General features: G+C 62.8%; 3 protein-coding genes and 1 pseudogene. 3 read left to right on the top strand and 1 reads right to left on the bottom strand.

Annotated features, from left to right (window positions below):
• Positions 1 to 984 (bottom strand): annotated as a pseudogene (locus EN925_RS29555) (lytic transglycosylase domain-containing protein); the annotation flags it as partial.
• A gap of 247 nt (positions 985 to 1,231) precedes the next feature.
• Here EN925_RS29555 and dapA point away from each other — a divergent pair.
• From dapA to EN925_RS29540, 3 genes are all read left to right on the top strand, one after another.
• Complete coding sequence (gene dapA / locus EN925_RS29550) at positions 1,232 to 2,113, top strand: 4-hydroxy-tetrahydrodipicolinate synthase (RefSeq protein WP_013532595.1); 882 nt, start codon at positions 1,232 to 1,234, stop codon at positions 2,111 to 2,113.
• 25 nt (positions 2,114 to 2,138) lie between these two features.
• The gene (gene smpB, locus EN925_RS29545; protein ID WP_013532594.1) at positions 2,139 to 2,618 is read left to right on the top strand and encodes an SsrA-binding protein SmpB; all 480 of its coding nucleotides are present in this window, start codon (positions 2,139 to 2,141) and stop codon (positions 2,616 to 2,618) included.
• Positions 2,619 to 2,633: 15 nt separating this feature from the next.
• The coding region (locus EN925_RS29540) for a GH25 family lysozyme (protein WP_128337127.1) at positions 2,634 to 3,165 on the top strand (532 nt) is incomplete at its 3' end.

Raw genomic sequence — 3,165 nt, 5'->3', positions numbered from 1 at the left:
CTTGTACGCGGCCTTCATGTCGCCCTGGTCGACCAGTTCACGCGACAGCACCCGGCGCTCGACCCACCAGGCATCCGGATCGACCAGAGCTTCGCGATCGGTCGGTGCCTGCATCACAATGGCTGCAGCGCCGGCAAAATCCTCCTGCTTGCGCAAATATTCGGCCTGCGCGAAGAAGTAGCCGGCCGAACGTTGCATTGCCGGCACGGCCTTCAGCAGCTTGGGCGCGTTCTTGTCGCCTTTGTCGGCCGCCGCCCATGCATCGGCGAGCTGCTGGGCGCCGGCGAGGCCGGCGACGCGCAGCGCGGAATTCGCGCGGTCGGCATAGAACATGCGCTCCATGCGAAAGCGGTGGTCTGCGGCCGGGATCAGGCTGCCGAATTCCTTGATCAGCGCCGCCTCGTCCCTGGCCTCCAGGATCGCGGTGCGCCAGAAGGGCGACAGCACGGAACGCGCCGCCTTGGTATTGCTGGACGCCACATAGGCGCGGGCGAGAACCATCACGCCTTCGAATGTCTGCGGCTGGCTGCCATCGAACGCCCTGATGACGATGTCGGGGGCAGGGTTCTCTCGATAGAGCGCGCGCTCGCTGTTCTTGCGAAGGGCTACGGTCCCCGGCCAGTTGGGCAGCATCTTGGCCGCAGCAGTGATATCATCGCTCGGAACCTTGTCGCCGCCATAAAGCGCGATCGCCCAGGCAAGGATATGCTGGTCGAGCGACTGCGCCGGAAGGGCATCGCGCACGCCACGAGCGCGGGGACTATCACCCTGCGCCAACGCATCCAGTCCGCTTTTCAAAGGGGCGACGTCGGGCAAGGGCGCCTGTCGCGTTCTGTCCTGCAGGTCTGGCAGCGCAATTGCCGCGCCTGGAATCGGAATGGCTGAGGTGACCCGTGCGTCCACGCTGCCGCTGATCGCCATGCCCGGCATCAGCGCGAGCGCGGCGCCAAGCAGCGCGAGAAGGTGAGGCCGACCGCCCGGCATGATCCTTAAATCTTTCCTTGTCCTGGCATTCCACAAGCTGGCGAAGATGCCTCGAAGCCTAAACTTAGGTCGTGAAGAGCCCGTAAACAAAGAGTTAGCGAGGCCGTTCGAATTGCGCTTGCTGGCACCATGGCAATGCTTGCCGCGCAACCATGTCGAGACTATGGTGCGCCGCTTCGCTTTCGGTTAGAAGGCGCGACCACAAACACCGACACAAAACACCAGAAGTGCCAAGGAGTTGGACGATATGCTGAGAGGCTCGCTTACTGCGCTCGTGACACCGTTCGAAAAGAGCGGGCGTTTCGACGAGAAAGCCTTTCGCGCATTCGTCGAATGGCAACTCGCGGAGGGCACGACGGGCCTGGTGCCGGTCGGCACCACCGGCGAGTCGCCGACACTGTCGCATGACGAGCACCGCCAGGTCGTCAAGGTATGCATCGAGGTGGCCAAGGGACGAGTTCCGGTCGTCGCCGGCGCTGGTTCCAACAACACCGAGGAAGCCGTCGGGCTCGTGCAGTATGCCGAGAAGGCCGGCGCCGATGCCGCCCTGGTCGTCACGCCTTATTATAACAGGCCGACGCAGCGCGGCCTGTATGAGCACTTCGCGGCGGTCGCCAGGGCGACCAAGCTGCCGATCATCATCTACAACATCCCGCCGCGCTCGGTCATCGACATGATGCCGGACACGATGGGCCGGCTCGTGCACGACTTCAAGAATATCGTCGGTGTCAAGGATGCCACCGGCAAGGTCGAACGGGTTTCCGAGCAGCGTGCCACGTGCGGCAAGGATTTCATCCAGCTTTCGGGCGAAGATGCTTCGGCGCTTGGATTCAACGCGCATGGCGGCGTCGGCTGTATTTCGGTGACGTCGAACGTCGCGCCGCGGCTGTGCGCCGAATTCCAGGAGGCAACGCTTGCCGGCGACAGCGCCAAGGCGCTGGATCTGCAGGATCGCCTGCTGCCGCTGCACAAGGCGATCTTCATCGAGCCTGGCGTTTCCGGCGCCAAATACGCGCTGTCGAAGCTAGGCAAGGTCGAAAACGTGCTGCGCTCGCCGCTGGTGACGATCGAACAGTCGACTGCCGACAAGATCGATGCGGCTATGAAGCACGCCGGCTTGATTAATTAGGGATGAGGCGCCACCTCTCCGCATCATGAATCAAGTCAGAAAAGCCGATCCCAACAACAAGACCGTTTCGGAAAACCGCAAGGCGCGGTTTTCCTATGAGGTGCTCGACACGGTCGAGGCCGGTCTGGTGCTGACCGGCACCGAGGTCAAGTCGCTGCGCCAGGGCCAGGCCAACATCCAGGACAGCTACGCCTCGGTCGAAGGCGGCGAGATCTGGCTGATCAACTCCTATCTGCCGGAATATCTGCAGGCCAACCGCTTCAACCACGAGCCGCGCCGCCGCCGCAAGCTGCTGCTCAACAAGCGCGAAATGGCGAAACTGTCGCAAAGCGTCGACCGCGAAGGCATGACGCTGGTACCGCTGAAAATCTATTTCAACGACCAGGGCCGCGCCAAGCTGCTGCTCGCCGTCGGTCGCGGCAAGAAACTGCACGACAAACGCGAGAGCGAGAAGCAGCGCGACTGGTCGCGCGAGAAGGGCCGGCTGTTAAAAGAGCGTGGGTAGGCTGGGGCCATTCGCTTGAAGAACCGGATTGTCCTCTTTGGTCTGGCCAGTCTGGTCTTGGTATGTTTCGTCGCAGCAGGCGGCTACATCTATTTCAGGGCATTCTCGCCGGACCGCGACAAATATCCGCTCAGGGGCATCGACGTTTCCCATCATCAGGGCCGGATTGACTGGCCGCGTGTCGCCGCCGACGATGTCGCCTTCGCAGTCATCAAGGCGACCGAAGGCGGCGATCATGTCGACGATGCCTTCGCGAGGAATCTGGAAGAGGCCCGCGCCGCCGGTCTCGCCGTCGGCGCCTATCACTTTTTCACCTTTTGCCGACCTGGCGCCGACCAGGCGAAGAATTTCATCTCGGTTGTGCCGCACGACCAGCCGCTGCTGCCGCCGGTCGTCGACATCGAATTCGGCGGCAACTGCCCGCAGCGGCCGACGCCCGAACAATTGAACGCCGAACTGGCCGCGTTCCTCGCTCTAGTCGAGGCGACGTTCGGCAAGCCTGCGATCGTCTATCTGACCGATGAGGCAGCGCAGACCTATGCAGGGC

Source organism: Mesorhizobium sp. M7A.F.Ca.US.006.04.2.1, assembly GCF_004022915.1.
Taxonomy (GTDB): Bacteria; Pseudomonadota; Alphaproteobacteria; order Rhizobiales; family Rhizobiaceae; genus Mesorhizobium; species Mesorhizobium ciceri.
The sequence above is the reverse complement of the archived record's forward strand: the minus strand, read 5'-3'. Positions and strand labels throughout refer to the sequence as shown.